Below are 22,891 nucleotides of genomic sequence, written 5' to 3' on the forward strand. Positions count from 1 at the left end.
GCTGCCATGACCGCCCCCAAGGCCATCATATCGCACGGATATTGCCGAAATCATGCGCCCCATATAGTTAACATTGCGTTGGGAATTAGCTAAAAAGCGCGCGAACATCGCCGATCTCCACCCATAAGCCTGCACAGGCGATGGCAACGCCGTATGGCACTTGCGCCGCCCGTGGGTCCACGGCCACACCGGAGCGACGCATCCAGGAACGGACCACCATCACCAGTGCCAGAAGGCCGCCTGTCATCGCCATCACGAAGGCGAACAGGAAGGCTTGGCCGCTGCCCACAAAAAGGGCGGTCGCCGCAATCAGCTTCACATCCCCGCCTCCCATCGCACCGGCTGCGAAAAGCGCCAGGGTGACGAGGAAGAAAGCCGCTGCCACGGCGACAGGGATGAGGAAAGCTTCAAGGGCGGACACGCCCGATAGCCAGTTCAGGAAAGCGTAGGGGAGAAAAAGCAGCGCCAGAACAAGGATCAGCCTGTTCGGAATGCGCCGCTCGCGAATGTCTCCGAAGGCGGCGACCAGCAAAAGAATGCCGACCGCTGCCAGAAGGAGAAGCTTGGATATGATAATCCCGTCCATGCCTGCCTGATTTCCCCTGACGGGGACCGGCCTGCCCTTTAGGGGGCTTGTTCCGGTCCTCAAGGAAAAGGCCGCCGGAGACCTTTATCTCCGGCGGCCTTCCGTTCTTAAGCGAAACGCATTGCCTGATGCGCCGGCCGATTATTACGGCGTGGCGGGCGGAGTTGCGGCTTGTTCACCCGCGCCTTCGATCTTGCTGCCGACGTCACCGAAGAGATCGTCGAGAGCAGTGCCAAGGGCGGTCAGGGTGCCGACGAGCACAACGGCGATCAGGGCGGCGATAAGGCCGTATTCGATTGCGGTTGCGCCGTCTTCATTCTTGCGAAGTTTACGAATAAGTTTGGTCATGTTTGGTCTCCAGCTGCCAAGATTGGATAGCCCCACTATGCGGGGGAGAATTAAACAAAAGGTTAATGCGTTTAAAAACCCCCCTTCGATATCAAATAGTTAGCCAGCATTTAGTGTAAATAACAAGGAAAATTTTAGGCAAATTGGTTAACCATTACGAACTAAGGAGAATTGAGGCCGGGCTGGTGAAGGCGGAATCAAATCAAGGCGAATGACCAGGGCTGGCCGGGGCAGGCCAAAATGCTGCGGTTGGAAACGGGCCGGCAATTCGCGCGCGACTCGGTTCTTATTTGTGCCTATCTGGCGGATAGAACGGGAGAATTGCCTGCTGCTGCAGGCGGTGATTCGCGAAAAGAAGGGGAAAGAATCAGGGCAGGACCGTCTGCAGCGAGCCGATCCGCGGGCGGAAGAAGGCGATGCGGTGCAGGGTCGTTTCACCGAACACATCGAAGATGAGCGGTTCGTATTTGTAAAAATACTCGGTGATGATCACCGTTTCATTCGGATTGACCACAAGATCATGCGGCATGGTGATATGATCACCTTCTTCCCCGAGCGTGCTTTCAACGGCAAGCGTGCCGGAGCCCTCCCGCTGCCAGAAGATGCTGGGCGTTTCGCCCTCCACCTCGCTGATGGCGCTGATAATCATCTTTGATTCAGCGGCTACCGGGTAGGGTGTCATGATCTGGGGGACGGCCTCGAAAATGTCGGTGACGACGCTTTCGTAAATCTTTTCGTCCCGTGTGGTGAGATCGGCGATCGCCACCACCGTATGCTGCATCTTCAGGTGCAGCAAAAGATAGTTGCTGGCTTCGAGTGTTCCAGACGCGAGCGTGAGGTAAAGCGGGATGCTCAGCGCCGTTTCGGTCAGGATCGAGGCGCCTTCCTCCGCGCGCAGGCGGCGCAGCAAATTGCGGGTACGTTCAATAAGGTTCATTGCGCACCGCCACGGCCGCTTCCGCGGGGAGGGCCTTGGCGATCCAGGGCATCATCCCGGTCAGGCTCTCCACGCTATATTCCACCCGGTAAAGCACGATGTCGCCAGCGTTGCCGAGGCCGACCGTGCCGACATCCTCGTCCCATTCGCCATTGCCATTGATATCGGTGAAGGGTTCACCTTCATCGTAAACCTCGTTGGCATTCTCGTCGAGATAGGGTTCGGGCTCGCCGATGTCCTCGAAATTTTCATAGACGAGGGTGCTGATTTCAACCGCGTCCATATCCACCCGGCCGAAGGTCTGGGTGGCAATCATCTCGCGGACGACATCGTCGCGCGATACACCTTCGGTCTCGTTCCCGGTGATGCCGAAACGCGAGGCCTTGAGCACCGCATGCTCAAGTGCCGATGCGACAAAATAATAGTTGGCGATTTCGAGCGTGCCGACGATCAGCGACAGGACCACGGGCAGCGCCAGCGCCATCTCGATGGCGGCGACGCCGTCGTCCTGTCGCTTGAGGGTCGAAAGGGTGCGGCGAAGCCGGATCATTGCGAAAGCCTCAGGTTAGAAAGCTGCTTGCCGATGGTGTCAAACACTTCGGCCAGTTCTGCATCATCCGGCGCATGATAGTAGAAACTCGTGTTCGATGCACAGTTCCGGTACAGCGATTTGGTCTGGCTGTTCGGCGACGAGCCAAAGGTGATCGTATAGATGATGATGCCTTCGGTTTTCATGTCTGCACATGTGTTGGCCAGTTTGGCGTCCAGAATGTTCTGGCCGTCCTGCAGGCTGTACACGCCCATGTCGTTGAGGCGGCCGTAGGCAGTGAAGTCCGATCCGCTAGGGCCAGCCGTGCTGTTCGACGTGGTCCTCAGCTTACTGCCATCCATATAATAGCGGACGTTCCAGTCATAAAACTGGTTGGCGCCGTCCGTCAGCAGCACCACAACCTTGTTCATGAAGGGCGTGTTGTAGGCAAGCGGCAGGTTCGCGGGGGAATCCCCACCCCAGAGGCCGCGCCAGGCGGGGCTGATCACACGCCATCCCCATACGAGGCCAAGGTTGCTGGTCGTGCCGCCCCGGTGCCAGGGCAGCATCTCGTCAATCGCCGCAAGGACGGTTGCCTTCGAGGCAACAAGGGGCGTGATCGCCGGGCCGCAGCCGAGATTCGGACCGCGCCCGTTGTTTTGCGCATCATTCCCTTCATTGAGGAAATATTTGCCCGACCAGGGGTTCCACATATTGTCCGAGCTGTTGGCCCAGAAGAAAGCGGTGAACGGCGCGTCGGTCGGCGTCTCGTCGGTTTCGTCGCCGTCGTCCTCGCGGGCCATCACGCAGCCCTTCCATGATGACGGGGAGAACTGCCCGTTTGCAATATCGTTCCGGCTTTGCCATGTCAGCCAGTCGTCATGCTCGGAACCGATATTGACCATCGCCGAATAGGGCACAAGGCCGACCCACAGGTTGGGGTTGGTGTCGTTATCGCCGTAAACGGTTTCCACGAGGTCGGCGGCGGCATTTTTCATTGCCGTGATGGCGGTGCCGCGCATCGAGCCCGTGTTGTCCATCACAAGCACCAGTTCCATCCCGCGGGTTTCACGGGTGATCTCGGTGCTCGCATTGACGTTGATCTTGTCGTAACCGAACAGCCGCATGAAGGTGGTGGCGACCTTCGCCGAACCGGTCACCGAGATGACCTTGTTGTTCTCGGAAATATTGATATCGAAATCGGGATCGATCGCCACGCTGCCGGCGGCGGCCATGTTGGCATAGAAGAAATCGTTGGCGTCCGATTCCATCTGATCTTCATACATGGCGTGACCGGCAGCAAGGCCGGCGGAATCGAGTGACTTCTGCAATATGTCGTGCACATAGAACATGCGGGTAGCGTCGATCGCGAGCCCGGCGGCGCCGATACAGGTGATGATCCCGCTTGCGATGATCGGCATCATACTGCCGCGTTCGTCCCGCCTGAGCGACTTGAGCTGCCTGCGAAACGAATACCGTTTCAACTCTGCCATGGTTTGTCCTGCCTTTTCGGGCCTCCTGCCAGAGAATCCCGTTCCGTCAGTCTGGTGCAGCAACCGGAGGACGTAAAGGAACGAATATAATTGTAATCAAATACGATTGGTTGGGAAGGATTCGATGAGGTAATCGACTGTCATGTCTCAGGAATTTCTTCGGTGATGAAGCCCTGGGACTGTCCTGTCAGTTGAAAGCCGCCCTGGTCGCCAGCAAGGAAAGCGTCGACGGGCAGAATCGGCTTGTACTGATACTGGATTTCGACCGAGACAAGGCGGGTGTTGTCGGCCGGATCAACAGGGGCGGTCACGATGATCGCATTCAGGTTTTCCGGTGAAAGGCCGATGAGCGCGTCTGCCGCTGTTGCAGAGACGTCCTCGGTTGTCGCATCGTAATTGACGAGCGCGTAGCGGGTGGCTTCCTGTGCGGCGAAGGAGATGATGCTTTGTGTCATCGCCATGCGGGCCACTTCCACCATGAAAATGATCATGGCGAGATAAATCGGTAAGGTCAGCGCGAATTCGATTGCCGCGACCCCGCGCTCATCATGCAGGAACGCGGACGGTAATTTTTTTTCGGCCTGCTTGGTCAATTCAGCCTCGCTACAACGTCTTCCTTGAGGTGGATGTCATCGGCGATGCCCATGATGTTGAACATCATCGGGTATGTTTCACTGATGGCAACCTTGATATAGGCGGCGCGGAGCGTTGCGTCGGGGCAGCTCAGGTCTTCGCCTTCCTCGCTGGTGCATTCCACGTCCGTGTCGTCATCGGGGCACCGGCAATACATGGAGACATCAATCTGCCTGTCACCGGCGGCAGTTTGGGCTGGAGCCGCCTTTTCCACGGCATTGATGATGGCGGTAAAGTCGCCGCTTTGCGGCTTGCGAACGAGGGCATATTGCATGCCGGAGCGCGCTGCGTTCGCCAATCCCATATTGTGGGCGGCAAGGAGGCCATAGTCGAACACGCCGAGACCTACGATCAGCAGGATCGAAAGGATCATGCCGGTTTCAACTGCGATGGCGCCTTTCTCGTCGCGCCGTAGCCTGCGGATCATGGCCTTCATCAGTCGGGAGCTTTCCTTTTGCATGTCGATCACTCCACCAGTTGGACCCGTTCCTGCCGCTGCAGGGCACCCAGGCCGAGAGCAGCACAGGCTTCCTCGCTGTTTCCGAGGTTCGATACTCCGGCAAATTCGATCTTCTGCGACACGACCAGAAGACATGCGTCTTCTGTGGATGCACCGCCCGTGAAGCTGACCTTCGCGCTTGGCGCATAGATGGCACCGTTCAGGTTCATCGTTGCCCCGCCGTTGAATTTCAGAAGCGAGTTGGGGTCGTTATTATACCTGTCCTGGAAGAAAAGAATGCTGTTCCAGTCGCCGGATGTCGGGGCGGTCAGGTCGATGGTCGCGCCACCATTGATGGTCACAGCACCTGTCTTGTAGCTGCCCTGCGAACTAAGGATGATCGTGACACCTTCACCGAACATCTCGGCCCCTGCGTTAGCGATGAAGTCCGCCGCCTGATTGCCGGTCGTATACAGGTGATACACACCGGGCTCGAAAGTCACATCCGTGCCTTGCACAACGATATCACCGCAGTAAACGCCGGGCGACAGGGTGTCAAAGTCGTTTGCCGTAACCTTGTCGGTATAGTCGCAACCCGACACGTCAGGCGCCACGAGGTCCTCGTAGGGGTCCTTGGAGGCCGCGGCATAGGGCTCGATCACCGGAATGGTGACATTTTCCTCATGCTGGATATTGATCTCGCCCACCGCCTGCAGCGAGTTCGAGATCAGCTCGGCGTTGCCTGTCACCCGCACGGCGGGGTTGGCGGTGCTGTTGGCGATGGCACCGCAGTCGGCGGTCACGTCTGAGGTGCCGACAAAATCAAGCGCATATTTGGCGCTCGGGTCCAGTGCGATGATGCAGTTCTGGCCAATCTTCAAGGCCGCCGCGACCGCGCGACCGCGCACTGTCAGCGTGAATTCACCACCAATGAAGGAATAAAGCGCTGACACGAAATGGAGCGGGGCTTCGCGTGCCATGACAGCTTCAACATAGCCGTTACTGCCTTCAAATTCGCCGTTCAAGGGCGGCATGCTGAGCGTCAGGGTGTCGCGGGCGGGGTCGAGGCCGTTCTGGTTCAGGAAGTGTTCGACCTGATCATCAAGATCGGCGTCCTCGAAATAGGTTTGAGAATGGGCGCCATCGATGGCGGCCATGTCGGCAAGGTTCTGGACTTGCCGCCGTTCCATATACCAGTAGGACAAATCAAGCCCGAGGCCGGCAAATCCCAAGATGAGCGGCATCATGATCGCCGTCATCGTGAGGGTGCCGCCTGAATCAGCCTGAAGAAATTTATGAAGCCATACCGAACTGGATGGTCTATTTAATACTTGATACATTGCCTGCCTCAAAGCTCAACTGCCATTGCGCTTGATCGGCCGATATTAGGTTCATCATCTTGCAATGAAGTAAACAGATCGTAGCAATTTTTTCCAAAATTGGGGAATCCGCTAAAAATGAATACTTGCCATATACATTCGGGTGACCTTGGGTTGAGTGGCTCGCTTTCGGAGCGTCTGGCCGCTGCCCGCCCCCTGCGCCGCACGGCACCGCAGGGCTTTGCGCTGGCGTTCGCGACAGCGGCGGACGGCGCGCAGATTCGTTATGGCCTTGCGCCGGCGCTGCGGCCGGAGGCGCGCGGCACCGTGCTTTTCGTGCCCGGCCGCACCGAATTCATCGAAAAGGCGTTCGAGGACATGCATCTGTTCCATAGCCTTGGTTATGCCGTGGCCGGGATGGACCTGCGTGGGCAAGGCTTGTCGCATCGTGAATGCACCGACCGTGAGAAACATTATGTCACGAGCTTCGACAAGCATATCGGCGACATGGACGTGGTGATTGATGCGCTGGTTGCCGCCGGGGCGCCGGGGCCGTTTCTTCTGGCGGCACATTCGGCGGGCAGCCATGCCTCGCTGCGTTATATGCATGATCACGGGACCCGGATCGACCGGGCCATCACGGTTTCGCCCATGGTACGGATTTTCTCTGGCGGCCTGCCGGTTTTCATGATGCGGGGCCTGGCCGGCCTGATGTGCCGGATGGGCAATGAAAACGGCTATGTGCCGGGCCATGAGGCGTTCAAGGAAGGGCGCTGGGGCTGGCGCGCGAAGCTCACCCACGATGACGAACGTTTCTTGGACGAAGACCATTTCATCCAGACGGTGGACCGCGACCTTGCTGTTGGGGGTGCCACGTGGCGGTGGCTCCTTGAGGCCGTGAAGTCAACCGATGTCCTGAACAGCCCCGGTTACCCCGAAGCGATCATGAACCCGGTGCTGATGCTGCAGGCGGGCGAGGACCAGATCGTTGATAACAAGGCAATGAGCGCGTTTGCGGCGCGGATGCCCAACTGCCGACTGGTGCGCATCGAGGGCGCGATGCATGAGATGTACAAGGAAACCGACCGGGTACGGGCCGAGCTCTGGGCCGCCATCGTCGATTTCCTTGATCTTGGCGGCGAGTTTCCCTCATAGGTCCTGTTGACAAAGCTCGGCAAAAACGGTCCAAAGCAGGTCAGCTTGCCGATGCGAACCCATGTTCCCGCAAACAGACCTTCCGTGCGGGGACGTCGGCTACCCCAGATTGGGGACCACCTGCCGGACCATCACGGCGAAATATTACGAGACGTGACATGAAGGCACAGAAACTCTGGCGACAGGTGCATCATTGGGGCTCGCTCCTCATCATGTTGCCATTCGGGGTGGTGGTGATCAGCGGCCTTTTCCTCATGCTGAAAAAAGACATTATCTGGATTCAGCCACCGACCCAGGCAGGTGTCGCCGCCAGCGCTGTTCCAGCCTTGAGCTTCGAGGAACTTTTCGCTGCCGCACAAAAGGTCGAGGAACTCGACCTCGAAAACTGGCGCAGTCTGCAGCGGGTGGACGTCAAGCCGGGGGACGGGATCGTCAAATTCGTCGCTGCCAACAATTGGGAAGCACAGATAGATACCGAAACCGGTGAAGTCCTGCAGGTTGCCTACCGGCGCTCGGACATTATCGAATCGCTCCACGACGGCTCTTTCTTCGGAGACGGCGCCAAGCGCTTCATCTTCCTGCCGGGCGGGATTGTCATGCTCGTCCTCTGGGGTACCGGGATTTATCTCTTCGTCCTGCCCTACATCGTGCGCGCGCAGAAACGGCGGCGACAGGCCGCTGTCGGGCATAACAAAGCGCAGTCATAGCCGGATTAGCGGTGACCATAAGGGCTAGCTCTGGATCGAGGGCCCGACCGCGCAGGACCTTTGGCAAACAAGGCCTAGCGGGCGAGAAGGCCACTGACCGGGGCGAGAAGCGCCGGGTCGCCCAACGCCAGAAGACGGCCACCGGCCCAGTCGTTGCCGCCTTGCCAGTCGCTTGCGTGGCCGCCGGCTCCCCGGATGACAGGGATGAGGGCCGCCATGTCATAAATCTTCAGGCCCGCTTCAGCGACGATATCCATATATCCAAGTGACAAGATGGCATAGGCATAGCAATCGAGGCCGTAGCGCACGAGGCGGCATTCGGCTAGAAGCCGGTCATAGGCTTCGCGGTCCGTGCCCCTGAACAGGGCTGCGTCGGTCGTCGAAAGGGTGGCTTCCCTCACATCTGCGCAGGGGCGGGTGCGGATTTGCTGGCCGTTGAGGAACGAGGCGCCCGGTGTGCCGAGATAGCGCTCCTTGAGGTAAGGCTGGTCGATCACGCCGATGAGCGGTTCGCCCTCGTAGAGAAGGCCGATCAGTGTGCCCCATGTAGGCAGGCCGGAGATGAAGGCACGGGTGCCATCGACGGGGTCAAGCACCCAGGTGAAGGGGGACCGGGCTTCCTTCACACCGTGCTCTTCGCCGATGATGCCATGATCGGGGTAGCGCGCTTCGATGAGGGCGCGGATGGCTTCCTCGGCGCCCCGATCGGCAATCGTGACGGGATCGAAACGATTGCCGTCTTCCTTGTTGACGATATCGAGCGGGCGGCGGAACCAGTCCATCGTCACTTTCGCGGCGGCGTCGGCCGTCTCCCCGGCGAAGGAGGCAAGCTCCTGAATGAGTTGGGCGGGCGGGGATGCGGTCATGGGGCGGCTCCGGGCTTGGGGCGTCACAGGGCGGTGACTTGATTTCGCCTTCTCTATAGATCACAAGGGTGGCCACGGGAACAATGAGTTACAAAATGCGTGAAACGGACATCCTGATCATTGGCGGCGGTATCGCAGGGACGGGCGCCGCCTATTTCCTGTCGCGGCATGCACGGGTGACGCTTGTGGAGGCCGAGGCGCAGGCAGGATATCACACGACCGGCCGGTCGGCGGCTTTCTATGCGGAATCATACGGCGGGCCGAAACTGCAGCCGTTGACGACCGCATCGAAGCCCTTTTTCGTGGCGCCGCCCGAAGGCTTCACCGATGTGCCGTTGGTGACCCCGCGCGGCGAGATCCATCTGTTTCGCGAAGACGAGCGGCCAGCCGCCTTGAAAGCATTTGCCGACATGCAGGTGGCCTTGCCTGCTGTGCGCATGATCGGCCATGAAGACACGCTAGCCCTTGCCCCCTTTCTGGATGGCAGCCGGTTTGCGGGCGCGATCCATGATCCGGAATGCCGCGACCTTGATGTGGCAGCGCTGCATCAGGCCTATCTGCGCAGCATGCGGAAGGCGGGCGGGGATATCCTTCTGGACGCGAGCGTTGAAAGCCTGCGCTATGAGGGTGGACGCTGGATTGCCGCGACGCGGATAGGTGAGGTTGCGGCACCTGTTGTCGTGAATGCGGCGGGTGCGTGGGCCGACAAGGTGGCGGGAATGGCGGGGCTTGCCCCTCTCGGCATCATGCCGCTCCGGCGCACCATCGTGACCATCGAAAATCCGGGGCTTGCCGGATTCAGGCGCGAGGCCCCGGTGATCATGGACTTGCAGGAAAGCTGGTATTTCAAGCCGGAGGGCGAAGGCTTCCTCCTGTCGCCCGCTGATGAAACACCGAGCGAGCCGTGCGATGCCCAGCCGGAGATGGAGGATATCGCGCTTGCCATCGATCATTTCGAAAAGGCGGTCGGCGCGAATGTTGCGAGGTTGCGGTCTAAGTGGGCGGGGCTCAGGAGCTTTGCGCCTGACCGTGCGCCGGTGATCGGCTTCGACCCGCGCGCTGAGGGCTTTTTCTGGTCGGCAGGCCAGGGCGGCTTCGGCATCCAGACATCGCCGGCATGGTCGGAAACCGCCGCCTGCCTTGTGCGCGGTGCGGCGCTGCCTGATGATTTTGTGGCGGCGGGGGTGGACCCCGAGGTCTATGCCCCCGCGCGGCTCATATCATAGTGAAGGCGCGGAAGGGCGTCAGCCCTTCGCCTTGATCTTGCCGGATACCCAGATCAGCACAACGGCACCGACGGTGGCGGTGATCAGTTCACCGATGAAGCCGCTGGCCCCAAGGCCGATCAGGCTGAACAGGAAACGGCCGACAAGGCCGCCCAGAAGCCCGAGGATGATATTGACGATGATGCCGTAGCCGGCACCCTTCATGAACTGCCCGGCCAGAAAGCCGGCAAGCCCGCCGATAAGAAGTGCATAGATCACTGGATATCCTCCCCCTGGTTAAAATCCGTGATGGATTGCGATCAGTGACGACCGCCGAGTTCGCGGTGCATTTCCTCGTTCCGGTACTGGCTGAGGCTATAGACCGCCCAGATTGCCGCCACCGGCCAGCCGATCAGCGTGAGCCACAGGATCAGGCAGAAGATGCCCTGAAACGGACGGCCGATTGTGAAAAAGACCAGCGGTGGAATGAGGATAGCGAGCAGAAGCCGCATGGATTGTCTCCTGACTATGATGTTGCTGTCGTGTGATAACAGGATGCCCTCAAGTGCTTGAGGGCGCAAGAGGCTTGCCTTTCGGCGCGGAGCCAATAAGATTCATAAGAATGTCATAAAAAAGCACTGAGTTGATCGGGGGGAAAATGATCAATCTGATGCGGCGTGTCCGCTTGCTTTACCGCATCTGGGCCATGTCTGGCCTTGGTATTCTCGGTATTTTCACAATGATCGTCCTATATAACTGGGCGATCGAGGATCTTCTTAAAGGCGCCGGCAAGGTTGCCGTTGATCTGTTCGATCAGGACAAGATCATTGTTTACGGCGTTACCGCCGTCATGGTCGGCCTGATTTCCTTGCTTGGCTATCTGATCACCCAGAGCTTTCTGCGCCCGCTTGCAGCGCTGGAGGAAGACCTTCTGGCACTCGCCGAAGGGCGGATCGACAAGGAAGTGGACGGGACCAGCCAGCGGGATGCGCTTGGCGGCATGGCGCGAGCGGTTGAAAAACTGCGCCAGCGCGCGCTTGAAGCAGACCGGCTGGCAGCCGACGCCGAAGCCATGCGCGAGGAGCGCGAGGCCGAGGAACGCGCCCAGCAGGAAATGGAACGTGCCCGCGAGGAGCGTGACCGGCTCGCCAAGGAAGCGGAAGCCAAGGCCCGCGCCGAGGAAGCCCGCCGCCTGCAGATGCAGCTTGCAGACTCGTTTGAAGGCGAAGTCAGCCATGTGATCGAGGCGCTGGCAACGGCCGTGACCGAACTGCAGTCGGCATCGGAAACGATGGCAAGTGCGGTCGGCGAAACCCAGCGCGAGGTTGGCACGGCTGCGGGCGCGAGCGATCAGGCACGTGACAATATGGGGCAGGTGGCATCGGCTGCCGAAGGCCTGTCGTCCGCCATCGGGGAAATCCGCGGTCAGGTGCAGGAAGCCAACGGCATCACCAGCGAAGCCGTGAATGCGGCTGAAGGCGCACGCGGCCGTGTTGAAACGCTTGAAGGTGCTTCGGGCCGGATCGCCGAGGTCATCACGCTGATCAATGATATTGCCGAGCAGACGAACCTTCTGGCGCTCAATGCCACGATCGAGGCAGCGCGCGCAGGCGAAGCAGGCCGTGGCTTTGCGGTGGTGGCGAGCGAGGTGAAGAACCTTGCAACGCAAACCGCGGGTGCCACCAAGGAGATCGAAGCGCAGGTTGCCGCGATGCAGACCGCCACGCGCGATACTGTGGAGGCCGTTCAAGGCATCCGCACGGCGATCGAGCGGGTGAATTCGATCAATTCCGCGATCGCGGCGGCGGTCGTAGAGCAGGAAGCTTCCACGAGCGAGATCAGCCGCAGCGCGAAAAGCGCGAGCGACGGCACCGAGATGCTATCGGTGAGCGTTGGCCGCGTGCAGGATATGGCGGATGAAAGCGCCGGCGCGGCCGAGGTCGTTTCACGGTCTTCCGATACGCTTATCGAGCAATCGAGCAATCTGGAGCGTTCGCTGCAGCGGTTCCTCGTACGCCTGCGCGGCGCTGACGACGAAAAAGAAAGCGACCGCAAGGTCGCCTGATCCACTACGGCAAATCAGAGACTGAAAAGGGCGCTCCGCGGGGTATCGGGGCGCCCTTTTCTTTCATCAGGCCTCCTGCGGGGAAGAAATCGCAGGGGCTTCCGATTTCACGCCGTTACCGGCACCGACCACCGGCCACATCAGTTCCTGTTGCCAGCTGACATCAGGCAAGCCCTCGATCCCGTATTCCTTGGGGTAGCGGCGGGTGATGTGGGCGGTGCCAAAGAGCACATCCCAGAAGAACAGCAGGTTGCCGTAATTGCCCTTGTAGTTGGTGACGCCGTCTTCCTTGTGCAGGCCATGGTGCGCCGAATGGGTGGCGGGGGTGGAGATGGTGCGTTCCACAACCCACATGACCTTGTCGAGGGCCGGGATCTTGTAGAGCCACTCGTCCCACCGCACGCTGGAGTGCGCACCGAAAATGACGCTGAGCTTGACGATCAGATACCAGGGATAAACGGCTTCAAGGCCGAGGAAGACGAGTGCCGCCGAAATCCAGAGGCCCGGCATCAGCGCATAGTAGAAGATATTGTTCCGGTAAACGATGCGGATGCTCATATAGGGCGCGCTATGGTGGGCGCGGTGCAGGTTATAGAGGAAGGGTACCGAGTGCGACAGGCGGTGCCACCAATATTGGGTCATGTCGTCGCCCACGAGGAACAGGGCGAGCATCATCCAGATCGGCAATGTGGACAGCACACCGGCATAATCCGCGAACCAGTGATGGCCCATCCAATCCACCGCGAAAAGGATCGCGGGGATGGTGACCGCCATGATGATGCTGGTGGAAATCACTTCCATCATCCAGTCGCGGCTTGTGGCCACATCCTTGTTGAGAAAACGTCCGGCGATGATTTCAGCGACCCCGAAGCCGATGAATATCAGCATGATGACGATCTTTTCGTCCATGACATCTATCCCTTCCCGGGCCCGAAAGGCCCATTCTCCCTTAAGGGATAGAATAGCGCTGCCATCAGATGAAAATTAGTGATAAAAAAGACAGTATAAATAACTATGAGTTATATGAATGCTGGAACTGCGGCACCTGAGGCATCTGGCGGCCATTGTGGATCATGGCGGGCTTGAGAAGGCGGCGGAAGCGCTGGGTCTCACGCAGCCTGCGCTGACCAAAAGCGTACGGCGGATGGAAGAACTCTTGGGCGTGCCGATGTTCGAGCGTGCGGGGCGGCGGCTGGTGTTGACCCCGATCGGTGCTGAAATCCTCGGGGACGGACGGCGCCTGCTGCGTGAGGCCGACGATGTGGAACGCCGCGCCAGCCTGTGGCGGCAGGGGCAGGCGGGCCGGGTGACAGTGGGTGTGGGACCGGCGGTGCAGGCGGGCTATGTGCCCGAAGTGCTCAGGCGCCTGTCGACCGAAGCCATCGAAGGCTCGCTGCTGATCGAGACCGGCCACGCCGAAAACCTGCTGCCCCGTCTGATGGCCGGCACGCTCGATTTCGCCGTCTATGATTTCACGGTGGACCCGCACGACCCTGATATCGTGGCCACACCGCTGAAGGACGACCCCATTGTGGCGCTGGTGCGCAGCCATCATCCGCTGATTGCCAGTCCGCCGAAAACGGCGGCCGACCTGATCGTCTGCCCCATGGGCAGCGTGCCCGCCCCGCCGGGCCTGAAAGGGGTGGCAGACGCCCTAACCGGTCCGGCCCGCGCGGCCGGGCGCATGACGCTGGAATGCGACAGCTATGTCGCGCTGGTGGCGGCGGCAAAAACCAGCGACCTCGCGGTGCTCACGCCTGCACGCGTGGCGGCGCATCTGGCGGGCGGCGAGGCGGAGACGGGGCTTGCCATTGTGCCGCTCGATTTCTTGTCCGCCACCACCCGCCCCCAGATCATCCGCCGTCGCCACCGCCCCCAAAGCCCCTTGGCCCGGCGTGTGATGAAGCTCTTTGAGGACGTGGCGGGGTAAAGAAAAAGGGCGACCAGAGGGTCGCCCTTTCTGTGCTGGTTTCGGTCTGACGCTTATGCGTCTTTCGCCTTCTTGCGCTCGTGCGGCTTCAGGAAGCGTTTGCGCAGGCGGATCGATTTGGGCGTTACCTCGACAAGTTCGTCGTCGTTGATATAGGCGAGTGCTTCCTCGAGCGGCAGTTTGCGCGGGGTCGTCAGGCGGACGGCCTCGTCCTTGCCGGCGGCGCGGATGTTGGTCAGCTGCTTGGCGCGCTGCACGTTCACATCCAGGTCGTTGTCGCGGCTGTGTTCACCGATGATCATGCCTTCGTAGGTCTCGTCACCGGTTTCGATCATGATCACGCCGCGCTCTTCAAGGTTCCACAGCGCATAGGCAACGGCCTTGCCCGAACCGTTGGCGATCAGCACGCCGCGCTGACGGCCGGCGATCGGGCCCTTGTAGGCGTCGTAGCGATCGTAGATGCGGTTCATGATGCCGGTGCCACGCGTATCGGTGAGGAATTCACCGTGATAGCCGATGAGGCCACGGGCCGGGGCGTCAAACGTGAGGCGAACCTTGCCGCCGCCCGAGGGGGCCATGCCCTTCAGCTCGGCTTTGCGGAGGCTCATCTTTTCCACCACAACGCCCTGATAAGCTTCGTCCACGTCGATCTGGACGGTCTCGTAAGGCTCAAGGCGCTTGCAGTCTTCATCCATCTTGAAGAGAACGCGCGGGCGCGAGATGGCCAGCTCGAAGCCCTCGCGGCGCATGGTCTCGATCAGAACGCCAAGCTGAAGTTCGCCGCGGCCGGCCACTTCGAAGGCATCGTTGTTTTCGGCTTCGGTAATCTTGATCGCCACGTTGCCTTCGGCTTCGCGCATCAGGCGGTCACGGATCACACGGCTCGTCACGTGCTTGCCTTCGCGGCCGGCGAGCGGGCTGTCGTTCACGGCGAAGGTCATGGCGAGGGTCGGCGGGTCCACCGGGTGGGCGCGCAGCGGCACGGTCACTTCCGGCACGGCGATGGTGTCGGCCACGGTTGCGATCTGCAGGCCGGCGATGGCGATGATATCGCCCGCTTCGGCTTGCTCGACCGGCACACGCTCCAGCCCGCGGAACGAGAGGAGCTTGGTGATACGGCCGGTTTCCACAACTTCGCCGTTACCGTTGAGCGCGCGGATCGGATCGCCGATATTGATGCGGCCGGTTTGCACACGCCCGGTCAGCACGCGGCCCACGAAGTTGTCGCGGTCCAGAAGCGTGACGAGCATCGAGAAGGGTTTGTCGACCGAGCCGTCGGTCGTCGGCTTCGGGGGCTCGACATGCTCGACAATCTTGGCGAACAGCGGATTGAGGTTTTCGCGCTTGTCATTGGCGAGGTCGTTGACGGCCCAGCCGTCGCGGCCCGACGCATAAAGGATCGGGAAATCGAGCTGCTCGTCGTTCGCGCCAAGGGCCACAAAGAGATCGAAGCAGGCGTCGGTGGCGGCGTCCGGATCTCCGTCCGGCTTGTCCACCTTGTTCACCACCACGATGGGCTTCAGGCCAAGGGCGAGCGCCTTCATGGTCACGAACTTGGTTTGCGGCATCGGGCCTTCTGCGGCGTCGACGAGCAGCACCACGCCGTCCACCATCGAAAGGATCCGCTCCACTTCGCCGCCGAAGTCGGCGTGACCGGGGGTGTCGACGATATTGATGCGGGTATCGTTCCAAACAACCGAGGTACATTTGGCGAGAATGGTGATGCCGCGCTCGCGCTCCAGATCGCCGCTATCCATGGCGCGCTCGGCAACGCGCTGGTTGTCGCGGACGGTGCCGGACTGGCGGAAGAGATTGTCGACGAGCGTGGTCTTGCCATGGTCGACGTGGGCGATGATCGCGATATTGCGGATCGGCTTGCTCATGGGGAAGGTCTTTCAAATGCGGAAAGGCCCCGGTCACAGCCGGAGCCTCCCCTTTATGCTTGCGGCGCCTTATACGCGCCTTGGCCCCATCCGGCAAGCCCTGATGGGCCGCTGACCGATTCGCACGGTGCAGCGCAACAGGTATGCACGCAGTGGGGGAGCGTTTCATAATGAAACAGGGCGGAATTCCGCCATTCAGCATGCATAAATAGTTAAAATTAAAGCAAAATATTGACTTATTCGCAGGTGCAGCATAAGAATCGCGCCACCCCGAACGGCGGGCCAAGGTCCGGCGATTTGACAGAGGCGACTGATTGAAGTTAACAGATTGTTAACGAATAAGCCCGCTGAAGCGGCGCTCCCTTAAGACAGGCATGTGAGATCAGGCTCTGCGGTGTGCGAAAGCACGGCGCAAGAGGCGAGATGTGTGTGCCCGACTGGCGTGCGCCCCGGGTGAAATGGAAATCCCCGCGAAAGCGGAAAGGAATTTGAAATGAACAAGATTGCGACAATCGGCCTTGCAGCTGCGCTCCTTATCGGTCAGGCCGCGCATGCCGCCACCAATTTTGTGTCGAACGGCAGCTTCGAGGACGGCCACGGCGTCGTGGGCGCCAACTGGCATGTGTTCAATACGGTTGGCCCGTGGGAGACCATCGACGGCGCCGGGATCGAGATCCAGGGCAGCGGTGTGGTGACGACGGCGCAGGACGGCAATTTCTACGTCGAACTGGACAGCGACACCTCGAACGGCGGCCTGCCGGGCGAATCCACCAACACGGCAATGGGCCAGTGGCTGGGCCTCGGCCAGGGTTCGTACCAGCTTTCCTTCTGGTACCGTCCGCGCACATCGGTGTTTGGCGACAACGGTATCCTCGCCTCGATCAACGGCTTCGATGTCAGCGCCAACACGGCGAAGGGCAACGGCACGGCGTGGGAACAATATCTCCTGGATTTCACCATCGGTACGGACGGTGACTATCTCCTCAGCTTCGAAGCCTTCGGCAATGCCAACGAATATGGCGGCTTTATCGACAATGTGATCGTTTCGGCGATCCCCGAAGCCGAAACCTGGCTTCTGCTGGTGCTTGGCTTCGGCCTTGCAGGCACCACCTTCCGCCGCCGCAACCGGATGGCTATACGGCTGGCTTGAGATACGGCAGGAAATTCAGAATGACGGGAAGGCCGGGCTGGAAAGTCCGGCCTTTGTTTATTCTAGCGCTGCGACTTGACGGCTATGCCTTCAAGCGGCCGGTCGGCGGGCAGATGCATTTCGACCGAAATGCCGCGGCCCTCGAAAAATTCGGCGAGGCGGCCATTTTCGCGCAGCCTTGAAAGGGTGGTGGAGATGGCGGCAAGGAAGGCACGGCCCTGCACCGAGGGCCGGCACACCACGCCGATGGTGGCGGAAACAAGCAACAGGTCGGGATTATAGGGCGGCAATTCCTCGCCGAGCGCCTGAAACACAAAGGCCGCATCGGGCAGGGATGCAGAGATATAGTCGACCCGCCCGGTGAGAAGCAGTTTTGCCTTCGCCGTTTCATCAAGCGAGGCCATATAGCGGGCGCCGTAGGGGGCTAGGACATCGGCAATGCGCGAGCCCATCGGGTGGCCGATCAGCTTGCCCTTCAGGTCTTCAAGCCGGGCGAGCGGTTTTTGGCCGGGCTGGGCAAAAAGATGCGTCACGACCCTGAGGAGCGGTTCGGAGGCTTCGAGGCCGATCTCAAGCTGCTCATCAAGCCCGTTCGGGTGCATGATGGGCGTGTAGGCAGGATAAAGGCATCCGTCTTCATCCGCCTTCAGGCTGCTGACGGCGCGGTTATAGGGCATCACCCGGTAATCGGGCCCGAAGCCCGCCTCGGTTAGCACAAACTTCATGAGTTCGTTATAAAAACCGGTGCCGTCAGTTTTTAGCGTGAGACCCCACCCGGTGGCATAAAGGTGCTCGGCCGGATGCTGCGCCGGGGCTGGCGCGGCGGGCACGGAATCGGAGACCGCCGCAGAAGAGACGTTCCCTCCTGCGGCGGCGAAAAGCATCAGCAACCCTGCTGCCTGATTGATTGCGCGCATGACCATGCGGCCAGCTATAGCCCGGACCCCTTGAGATTCCGTTAAAATACAATCTATTCCGGCCCTATGGGCTCAGTTGTTCGCAATTTCCTGAATACGTGTCAGGAATTGTTCGATTTCCTGCTTCAGAAGGGCCGTGCTGGAGGCAAGCTCGGTGGCGGCACCCGCAACGGTGCTGGCCGATTCCTGCGTGCGTTCCGACCCCGCAGCCACGCCGGAAATGTTGGCGCTTACCTCGTTAGTGCCCTGGGCAGCATCCTGAACGCTTCTGGCGATTTCCTGCGTGGCGGCCTGTTGCTCCTCGACCGCTGCCGCAACGGCAGAGGCAAGCTCGGCCGTGGTGCTGACAGCCCGGCGGATCTCGTTCATCGCCTCGGACGCTGACCTGCTCTGGCTTTGGACCGCATTGATCTGTTCGGCAATCTGTTCGGTTGCCTTGGCGGTCTGGCTGGCGAGTGATTTCACTTCACCCGCAACCACAGCAAAGCCCTTACCGGCATCGCCCGCGCGGGCGGCTTCGATGGTAGCATTGAGCGCCAGAAGGTTGGTCTGTTCGGCAATGTCGTTGATCAGGTCGATCACATCGGTGATGGCCTGCGACGCGGCGGCAAGCTCTTCCATGATGGTGACGGTGGAGGTCGCCTTTTCCGACGCCTGCATGTTGGCGGAGGTGGAAGCGGCCATCTGGCGGCCGATTTCGACAATCGACGCACCGAGCTCTTCGGTGGCCGCGGCAACCGTCTGCACATTCACGGTTGTCTCTTCAGCGGCAGAGGCAACAACGGCCGAGCGGGCGTTCGTTTCCTTCGCCGTCTGCGACATGAATTCCGAGGTTCGGCTGAGGTCGTCCGCCGCCCCCGAAACGCCGGCCAGCTGCTCGCGCACCTGATCCTCGAACGCGCGGATGGCCTCCGCCATCGCCTGAGCCTTGGCAGCGCGCGCTTCGGCGCGGGCGGCTTCCTCGCGGGCGGCTGCCCGTTCGCGCTCCAGTTCCGCCTCGCGTTCGGCGGCTTCCTTCGCCAGACGCTCTTTCTCCGCCTTGTCGGCCTCGTCGCGCAGGCGGGTACGTTCGATCATGCCGCGCTTGAACACATCCACGGCCTTGGCCATGTCGCCGATCTCGTCGCCCCGGTCGGTATGGGGAACCGCGACCGATGTGTCGCCCTCGGCGAGTGCTTTGGTGGCGTCCACCATGTTGCTGATCGGGCGGGTAAGGCCGCGCACCACAAACAATGAAACGGCGGCCATCAGCACGATGGCGCCAAAGGCGATCAGGATCATCATCGTGCCGGTGGAGACGATAGCGGCACGGGCTTCCTCGGCATCGATCTCGCCGATGACCGCCCATTTGGCACCGAGGAAGGAGATGGGCTCATAGGCCGAGGCGACCTCGACTCCCCGGTAATCCTCGATCCAGGCAACCCCGCTTTCGCCCTGCAGGGCTGCGCGAACGGAGGGGGTGTCGATTTTCTGCTTCAGGATCGTGCTTTCCTTGGCGAAGCGGCTGTCGGTGCGCATCAGATAGTCGGCGCCGACCACATAGGTTTCACCTGACTGGCCCATGCCTTCGGCCGACTGCAGGATGCCATTCATCACATCGATCGCCATCTGGAAGGCCAGGACGCCGATCTTGGCGCCTGTGGCCGGGTCGACCACCGGGTGCGCGATGAAGCTCGCGGGGGAGCCGTTGCTTGGCGCGTAGGATTCGAAATCGGCAAAGCTGACGGCATTATTGCCACCCGCCATCGCTGCCTTGAAGACGCGGGCGAGGCCTGTGTCGCTGTAGCGGCCGACACTCAGGTTGGTGGCGAAATCATTTTCCTTGAAGACGGTATAGACAACCTCGCCTGCCGCATCGATCAGGAACACATCATAATAGCCGCGCGTTTCCTGCAGGTTGAGGAACCAGGGGTGATACTGGCCGTGGGATTCGGAGTAGGCAGAGCCGTCGCTGGCCTTCACAAGCTTCGATCGCCCACCCGCGCTTTGGCTATTGTTCGTGATGTAAAGGTTCTGGAGTGTGCTTTCGGCATTGTTGCCGAAATCCTCGTAGCCGCCGGTCATGGCTTTCAGGGCATCGATGACAAGCGGACTTTCCGCCGTTACCGAAATTTCTTCCTCGGTGGTCTTCAGATAGTGTTCGAAGAAGGCTCGCTTGGAGGAAACAACAGCCTGCAGCCTGTCACGGATGATGACATCAAGCTCGCTTCTTATTTCTATGAAGCCGGCGGCGGTGATGCTGGTAGCCAGAAGAAGGAGGAAAAGAACAACGGCGGCCGGCAGCTTGACCGCGATTCTCATATCATCGAAATAGCGCATGGTTCCCTTCCCCTCCTGGCGGCGATGTGAGTGCTGGATGCGTATCTCTGGACAATCAACACGGCCATTGCGGCCGCTTCATATGTTGGCGCCACGATAGCCTGCAGGAATTGATTTTTTGTTAAAATTGTATGCGTTACAGGCTGCGGTGGGTTTTCCGCATGTTGCATGTCAGGAAATTCTGAAAGGGGAGGGGGAGAATGGTGGTCGGTACTGGGCTCGAACCAGCGACCTTTACGATGTCAACGTAACGCTCTACCAACTGAGCTAACCGACCTTGCCATTCAGGCGCCCGGCTTGGGGCTGCCACCGCGTGCCACTTGGGGCCCGCGCGACGAAGCGGTGTCTACACAATCGGGCATCCGGATGCAAGCCCAAATCTGTGTGGGCGGGCGCGCCGATAAATACCGCTGCCATGTCCTTGAAGTGGCTGACTGTTTCCAATTGAAACAGAATCAGGACCGAAATTGTCAGTTATATTCAATTTTCATTTAATTCATGACTTTAGGGTGGAACGGGCGTACCGTTCGCCGCTATGGCAAACAGCGATCCATTGATGTTCGAGGCGATCCGGGGGGGCGAGGTTCCGCCGCCGTTCCATTTGCACCGCCCGAAGGATGCTGAACGCCCCTTTCTGATTGCTGTGCCGCACAGCGGCCGCTTTTATCCGTCGTCCCTTGTCGACGCTTCACCGCTTGATGGCACGGGCCTTCGCCTCAGCGAAGATGCCTATGTGGACCATATCTTTGCAGACCTGCCTGAGACAGGTGCCACGATGATCGTGGCAACGCACGCGCGCGCCTATGTGGATCTAAACCGGGCGGCGGATGAGTTGGACCCCGACATGTTCCATCCGGTGCTGGACGAAGCTACCGTTCGCCGCACGCCGCGCGTGAAAGCGGGGCTCGGCACCATTCCGGCCATCGTGTCGCGCGGGGCGCCGATCTATGACGGGCCACTTCCGGCGCGCGAGGCCCTGCACCGTGTGACAAGCGTGCATGCCCCCTATCATGCCAAGGTCCGGGCGACGCTCGATCAGCTGCGCACCCGCCATGGCCGGGCCATTCTGGTTGACTGCCATTCGATGCCCTCGGCCGAGAATGTGAGCGGCGGACGTCGTTTCGGATGGGGGCCGGCACGGTCCTGGCCCGATATCGTACTCGGCGATTGCTGGGGCGAGGCCTGCGACCGCGAACTGACCGCGCTCGCCGAAGACATTTTCCTGCGCGCCGGTTTCACCGTACGCCGCAATGTGCCCTATTCGGGCGGTTATGCCACCCAGCATTACGGCGCCCCGCGCAGCGGCGTGCATGCCTTGCAGATCGAACTGTGCCGCAGTCTTTATATGGACGAAGCAACCCTCGAGCCGCTGCCTGCCATGCCCGAAGTGGCCGAACGACTGGGCAACGGCCTCGCCGAACTGGTGCGCACCTACGACACCGACCTGCGCCTCGCTGCCGAATAACAGCTCGACACTATTTCCCTCGAAAGGGTGACAAGCGCCGCCACTTGTCCTGATTGCACGTTTCTGCAATTTTGAGATGCATATTGTTACAGATGCCCGAAGTGGTCAGGGCATGTTTCAGGATCATTGTATGGCTGGTTCCAGTTTCAAAATCCCCCACGGGCCCTTCGCTGGAACGGTGCTGCCCTTCAATGATCCACTGCTGCCGTTTCAGGCGAATGTGCTCGGCTACGCGCTCCAGACCGACGGTAGCGTCGAACCGGTGGCTCACATCAATGTAGTTTCTGTATGGGACGAATATTCCGGTAAAGACGTTCTGATCGGAACTATTGAGCAGCCAGAAATGGGGCATCCGGATCTCGCACCGAATGCTGCATTTAACACTAATAAGCCTGGCACCGACTCCCATGACACCCTGACCACCTCCATTTTTGGGGCAGCAGCGAACAATGGTGTAGGGATTGTCGGGATCGCTTGGGGTGCAGATATTGCCGGAACAAATGCGCCTGCCATGCAGGACTCTCAATATGGTCATTTCAATCTGGACATAGCACTACCCGATATTATCAATCAATCGGGCGGGAGCGGAACGGCATTCAATGGCGTCCAATATCTGGCTGACTTGGAGGCATGGAACAATGATTCCCCACTAATTCTGCTGGAACATGCCTGGAACAAAGAAATTGCTCTTCAGCGCGACGGACTTGGAGGCATTTTTGTCCACTCGGCTGGCAACTTCGGGAGCGATGATGGGTCAAATGACGCAGCTGTTTCCTCTTCAAGCTTTGAGCAGATCCTGGTCGGGATGACGAACGGCGCCGGGGATGCTGTTTACTCGGGATTTGGCGCCAACGTCCATATCACGGCGCCTCTTGTATCAAGCTTCCGGGATCAGTTTGTCCTGACGGCGGATAAGCCTGGCAATGGTGGAGCCATCTATTCAGT

The 22,891-nt window shown here is 60.1% G+C and carries 23 protein-coding genes and 1 tRNA gene; 8 read left to right on the forward strand and 16 right to left on the reverse strand.

Annotated elements, in window-relative coordinates; genetic code table 11:
• Nucleotides 1–85 precede the first annotated feature (85 nt).
• From OU694_RS13185 to OU694_RS13220, 8 genes are all read right to left on the reverse strand, one after another.
• Entirely contained in the window at nt 86–586 is a 501-nt protein-coding gene (locus OU694_RS13185) for an A24 family peptidase (RefSeq protein WP_308911472.1), read from the reverse strand.
• Between the two features lie 144 nt (nt 587–730).
• A complete protein-coding gene (locus tag OU694_RS13190; RefSeq protein WP_308911473.1) occupies nt 731–934 on the reverse strand; it encodes a Flp family type IVb pilin in 204 nt (67 codons plus the stop codon).
• Between the two features lie 367 nt (nt 935–1,301).
• The gene (locus OU694_RS13195; protein ID WP_308911474.1) at nt 1,302–1,871 is read right to left on the reverse strand and encodes a hypothetical protein; all 570 of its coding nucleotides are present in this window, start codon (nt 1,869–1,871) and stop codon (nt 1,302–1,304) included.
• Complete coding sequence (locus OU694_RS13200) at nt 1,858–2,421, reverse strand: TadE/TadG family type IV pilus assembly protein (RefSeq protein ID WP_308911475.1); 564 nt, start codon at nt 2,419–2,421, stop codon at nt 1,858–1,860. Before OU694_RS13200 ends, OU694_RS13195 begins: the two co-directional genes overlap by 14 nt.
• A complete protein-coding gene (locus OU694_RS13205; protein ID WP_308911476.1) occupies nt 2,418–3,893 on the reverse strand; it encodes a TadE/TadG family type IV pilus assembly protein in 1,476 nt (491 codons plus the stop codon). Before OU694_RS13205 ends, OU694_RS13200 begins: the two co-directional genes overlap by 4 nt.
• A 140-nt stretch (nt 3,894–4,033) precedes the next feature.
• The gene (locus OU694_RS13210) at nt 4,034–4,486 is read right to left on the reverse strand and encodes a TadE/TadG family type IV pilus assembly protein (protein WP_308911477.1); all 453 of its coding nucleotides are present in this window, start codon (nt 4,484–4,486) and stop codon (nt 4,034–4,036) included.
• Nucleotides 4,483–4,986 (reverse strand): TadE/TadG family type IV pilus assembly protein, encoded by a 504-nt coding sequence (locus tag OU694_RS13215; RefSeq protein ID WP_308911478.1) that lies wholly within the window; start codon nt 4,984–4,986, stop codon nt 4,483–4,485. Before OU694_RS13215 ends, OU694_RS13210 begins: the two co-directional genes overlap by 4 nt.
• A 5-nt stretch (nt 4,987–4,991) precedes the next feature.
• Nucleotides 4,992–6,224 (reverse strand): pilus assembly protein TadG-related protein, encoded by a 1,233-nt coding sequence (locus OU694_RS13220; RefSeq protein WP_373460340.1) that lies wholly within the window; start codon nt 6,222–6,224, stop codon nt 4,992–4,994.
• 198 nt (nt 6,225–6,422) lie between these two features.
• Between OU694_RS13220 and OU694_RS13225 the strand changes: the two genes are divergently transcribed.
• On the forward strand, nt 6,423–7,439 hold the full coding sequence (locus tag OU694_RS13225) for an alpha/beta fold hydrolase (protein WP_308911480.1): 1,017 nt from the start codon (nt 6,423–6,425) through the stop codon (nt 7,437–7,439).
• A gap of 158 nt (nt 7,440–7,597) precedes the next feature.
• Complete coding sequence (locus tag OU694_RS13230; RefSeq protein WP_308911481.1) at nt 7,598–8,146, forward strand: PepSY domain-containing protein; 549 nt, start codon at nt 7,598–7,600, stop codon at nt 8,144–8,146.
• Nucleotides 8,147–8,220: 74 nt separating this feature from the next.
• Here the strand turns inward: OU694_RS13230 and hisN are convergent, their stop codons facing one another.
• Nucleotides 8,221–9,012, reverse strand: coding sequence for a histidinol-phosphatase (hisN, locus tag OU694_RS13235; protein WP_308911482.1), 792 nt, complete (start codon nt 9,010–9,012; stop codon nt 8,221–8,223).
• 95 nt (nt 9,013–9,107) lie between these two features.
• Here hisN and OU694_RS13240 point away from each other — a divergent pair, with 95 nt between their 5' ends.
• Nucleotides 9,108–10,238: an NAD(P)/FAD-dependent oxidoreductase gene (locus OU694_RS13240; RefSeq protein ID WP_308911483.1), complete on the forward strand. Its 1,131-nt coding sequence runs from the start codon at nt 9,108–9,110 to the stop codon at nt 10,236–10,238.
• Between the two features lie 18 nt (nt 10,239–10,256).
• Here OU694_RS13240 and OU694_RS13245 read toward each other — a convergent pair whose 3' ends face one another.
• A complete protein-coding gene (locus OU694_RS13245) occupies nt 10,257–10,496 on the reverse strand; it encodes a GlsB/YeaQ/YmgE family stress response membrane protein (RefSeq protein ID WP_308911484.1) in 240 nt (79 codons plus the stop codon).
• Nucleotides 10,497–10,537: 41 nt separating this feature from the next.
• A complete protein-coding gene (locus tag OU694_RS13250; protein WP_308911485.1) occupies nt 10,538–10,729 on the reverse strand; it encodes a YqaE/Pmp3 family membrane protein in 192 nt (63 codons plus the stop codon).
• Nucleotides 10,730–10,875: 146 nt separating this feature from the next.
• Between OU694_RS13250 and OU694_RS13255 the strand changes: the two genes are divergently transcribed.
• A complete protein-coding gene (locus OU694_RS13255; protein ID WP_308911486.1) occupies nt 10,876–12,282 on the forward strand; it encodes a methyl-accepting chemotaxis protein in 1,407 nt (468 codons plus the stop codon).
• Between the two features lie 66 nt (nt 12,283–12,348).
• Here OU694_RS13255 and OU694_RS13260 read toward each other — a convergent pair whose 3' ends face one another.
• Nucleotides 12,349–13,191, reverse strand: coding sequence for a sterol desaturase family protein (locus OU694_RS13260; RefSeq protein ID WP_308911487.1), 843 nt, complete (start codon nt 13,189–13,191; stop codon nt 12,349–12,351).
• A gap of 118 nt (nt 13,192–13,309) precedes the next feature.
• Here OU694_RS13260 and OU694_RS13265 point away from each other — a divergent pair, with 118 nt between their 5' ends.
• Nucleotides 13,310–14,212: a LysR family transcriptional regulator gene (locus tag OU694_RS13265; RefSeq protein ID WP_308911488.1), complete on the forward strand. Its 903-nt coding sequence runs from the start codon at nt 13,310–13,312 to the stop codon at nt 14,210–14,212.
• 53 nt (nt 14,213–14,265) lie between these two features.
• Here OU694_RS13265 and typA read toward each other — a convergent pair whose 3' ends face one another.
• Entirely contained in the window at nt 14,266–16,095 is a 1,830-nt protein-coding gene (typA, locus tag OU694_RS13270; protein WP_308911489.1) for a translational GTPase TypA, read from the reverse strand.
• 493 nt (nt 16,096–16,588) lie between these two features.
• Here typA and OU694_RS13275 point away from each other — a divergent pair, with 493 nt between their 5' ends.
• A complete protein-coding gene (locus OU694_RS13275; RefSeq protein WP_308911490.1) occupies nt 16,589–17,245 on the forward strand; it encodes a PEP-CTERM sorting domain-containing protein in 657 nt (218 codons plus the stop codon).
• Between the two features lie 62 nt (nt 17,246–17,307).
• Here the strand turns inward: OU694_RS13275 and OU694_RS13280 are convergent, their stop codons facing one another.
• The 3 genes from OU694_RS13280 to OU694_RS13290 all read right to left on the reverse strand — a co-directional run bounded on the left by OU694_RS13280 (nt 17,308) and on the right by OU694_RS13290 (nt 20,758).
• Nucleotides 17,308–18,129 carry a substrate-binding periplasmic protein gene (locus tag OU694_RS13280; RefSeq protein WP_308911491.1) on the reverse strand — a complete coding sequence of 274 codons (822 nt, stop codon included), beginning with the start codon at nt 18,127–18,129 and terminating at the stop codon, nt 17,308–17,310.
• A 105-nt stretch (nt 18,130–18,234) separates the two neighbouring features.
• Nucleotides 18,235–20,481, reverse strand: coding sequence for a methyl-accepting chemotaxis protein (locus tag OU694_RS13285; protein ID WP_308911492.1), 2,247 nt, complete (start codon nt 20,479–20,481; stop codon nt 18,235–18,237).
• 201 nt (nt 20,482–20,682) lie between these two features.
• Nucleotides 20,683–20,758 (reverse strand) — tRNA-Val (locus OU694_RS13290).
• A gap of 258 nt (nt 20,759–21,016) precedes the next feature.
• Between OU694_RS13290 and OU694_RS13295 the strand changes: the two genes are divergently transcribed.
• Both OU694_RS13295 and OU694_RS13300 read left to right on the forward strand, forming a co-directional pair.
• Nucleotides 21,017–21,946 (forward strand): N-formylglutamate amidohydrolase, encoded by a 930-nt coding sequence (locus OU694_RS13295; protein ID WP_308911493.1) that lies wholly within the window; start codon nt 21,017–21,019, stop codon nt 21,944–21,946.
• Nucleotides 21,947–22,076: 130 nt separating this feature from the next.
• On the forward strand, nt 22,077–22,891 hold an 815-nt coding region (locus tag OU694_RS13300; RefSeq protein ID WP_308911494.1), incomplete at its 3' end, for a S8 family serine peptidase.

It is taken from the genome of Pseudokordiimonas caeni, assembly GCF_026719705.1.
In the GTDB taxonomy this organism is placed as follows: Bacteria; Pseudomonadota; Alphaproteobacteria; order Sphingomonadales; family Kordiimonadaceae; genus Gimibacter; species Gimibacter caeni.